Origin of the sequence: Rhodococcus sp. T2V, from assembly GCF_029269925.1 — a bacterium.
Lineage (GTDB): Bacteria > Actinomycetota > Actinomycetes > Mycobacteriales > Mycobacteriaceae > Rhodococcus_F > Rhodococcus_F koreensis.
In genome coordinates this window covers 1-2165 of sequence record NZ_JARJBD010000250.1, presented here as the reverse complement: position 1 = coordinate 2165, position 2165 = coordinate 1, and the positions used below count along the sequence as shown (strand labels likewise).

At 49.0% G+C, this 2165-nt stretch carries 2 protein-coding genes and 1 pseudogene; 1 reads left to right on the top strand and 2 read right to left on the bottom strand.

What is annotated here, in order from left to right; translation table 11 throughout:
- Positions 1-318: MFS transporter (locus P3H15_RS56025; RefSeq protein ID WP_276144765.1), on the bottom strand; the 318-nt coding region annotated here is incomplete at its 3' end.
- A gap of 79 nt (positions 319-397) precedes the next feature.
- Here P3H15_RS56025 and P3H15_RS56020 point away from each other — a divergent pair.
- Complete coding sequence (locus tag P3H15_RS56020; RefSeq protein ID WP_276144764.1) at positions 398-1342, top strand: glutathione S-transferase mu; 945 nt, start codon at positions 398-400, stop codon at positions 1340-1342.
- A gap of 614 nt (positions 1343-1956) precedes the next feature.
- On the opposite strand, the pseudogene P3H15_RS53635 reads toward P3H15_RS56020, so the two are convergent.
- Positions 1957-2165, bottom strand: a pseudogene (locus tag P3H15_RS53635) (beta-galactosidase domain 4-containing protein); the annotation flags it as partial.

The window sequence follows — 2165 nt, the reverse complement described above, 5'->3', positions numbered from 1 at the left end:
TCGACGCTCTCCCTTATGCGACTCCTGCATTAGGAAGCAGCCCAGTAGTAGGTTGAGGCCGTTGAGCACCGCCGCCGCAAGGAATGGTGCATGCAAGGAGATGGCGCCCAACAGTCCCCCGGCCACGGGGCCTGCCACCATACCCACGCCGAAACAAGCGCTCATGAGCCCGAAGTGGCGAGCCCGATCTTCCCCATCGGTGATGTCGGCGATATAGGCGCCAGCAACCGCACCTGTGGCGCCGGTGATGCCGGCCACGATGCGTCCGGCGTAGAGGATCGAGATCGATCTCGATCCCGCGAAATTAATACGACTCACTATAGGGGAATTGTGAGCGGATAACAATTCCCCTCTAGCTAGAAATAATTTTGTTTAACTTTAAGAAGGAGATATACATATGTCCCCTATACTAGGTTATTGGAAAATTAAGGGCCTTGTGCAACCCACTCGACTTCTTTTGGAATATCTTGAAGAAAAATATGAAGAGCATTTGTATGAGCGCGATGAAGGTGATAAATGGCGAAACAAAAAGTTTGAATTGGGTTTGGAGTTTCCCAATCTTCCTTATTATATTGATGGTGATGTTAAATTAACACAGTCTATGGCCATCATACGTTATATAGCTGACAAGCACAACATGTTGGGTGGTTGTCCAAAAGAGCGTGCAGAGATTTCAATGCTTGAAGGAGCGGTTTTGGATATTAGATACGGTGTTTCGAGAATTGCATATAGTAAAGACTTTGAAACTCTCAAAGTTGATTTTCTTAGCAAGCTACCTGAAATGCTGAAAATGTTCGAAGATCGTTTATGTCATAAAACATATTTAAATGGTGATCATGTAACCCATCCTGACTTCATGTTGTATGACGCTCTTGATGTTGTTTTATACATGGACCCAATGTGCCTGGATGCGTTCCCAAAATTAGTTTGTTTTAAAAAACGTATTGAAGCTATCCCACAAATTGATAAGTACTTGAAATCCAGTCTAGATATAGCATGGCCTTTGCAGGGCTGGCAAGCCACGTTTGGTGGTGGCGACCATCCTCCAAAATCGGATGGTTCAACTAGTGGTTCTGGTCATCACCATCACCATCACTCCGCGGGTCTGGTGCCACGCGGTAGTACTGCAATTGGTATGAAAGAAACCGCTGCTGCTAAATTCGAACGCCAGCACATGGACAGCCCAGATCTGGGTACCGGTGGTGGCTCCGGTATTGAGGGACGCGGGTCCATGGATATCGGGGATCCGAATTCTGTACAGGCCTTGGCGCGCCTGCAGGCGAGCTCCGTCGACAAGCTTGCGGCCGCACTCGAGCACCACCACCACCACCACCACCACTAATTGATTAATACCTAGGCTGCTAAACAAAGCCCGAAAGGAAGCTGAGTTGGCTGCTGCCACCGCTGAGCAATAACTAGCATAACCCCTTGGGGCCTCTAAACGGGTCTTGAGGGGTTTTTTGCTGAAAGGAGGAACTATATCCGGATTGGCGAATGGGACGCGCCCTGTAGCGGCGCATTAAGCGCGGCGGGTGTGGTGGTTACGCGCAGCGTGACCGCTACACTTGCCAGCGCCCTAGCGCCCGCTCCTTTCGCTTTCTTCCCTTCCTTTCTCGCCACGTTCGCCGGCTTTCCCCGTCAAGCTCTAAATCGGGGGCTCCCTTTAGGGTTCCGATTTAGTGCTTTACGGCACCTCGACCCCAAAAAACTTGATTAGGGTGATGGTTCACGTAGTGGGCCATCGCCCTGATAGACGGTTTTTCGCCCTTTGACGTTGGAGTCCACGTTCTTTAATAGTGGACTCTTGTTCCAAACTGGAACAACACTCAACCCTATCTCGGTCTATTCTTTTGATTTATAAGGGATTTTGCCGATTTCGGCCTATTGGTTAAAAAATGAGCTGATTTAACAAAAATTTAACGCGAATTTTAACAAAATATTAACGCTTACAATTTAGGTGGCACTTTTCGGGGAAATGTGCGCTCTAGATAGTTCAGGCAGTTCAATCAACTGTTTACCTTGTGGAGCGACATCCAGAGGCACTTCACCGCTTGCCAGCGGCTTACCATCCAGCGCCACCATCCAGTGCAGGAGCTCGTTATCGCTATGACGGAACAGGTATTCGCTGGTCACTTCGATGGTTTGCCCGGATAAACGGAACTGGA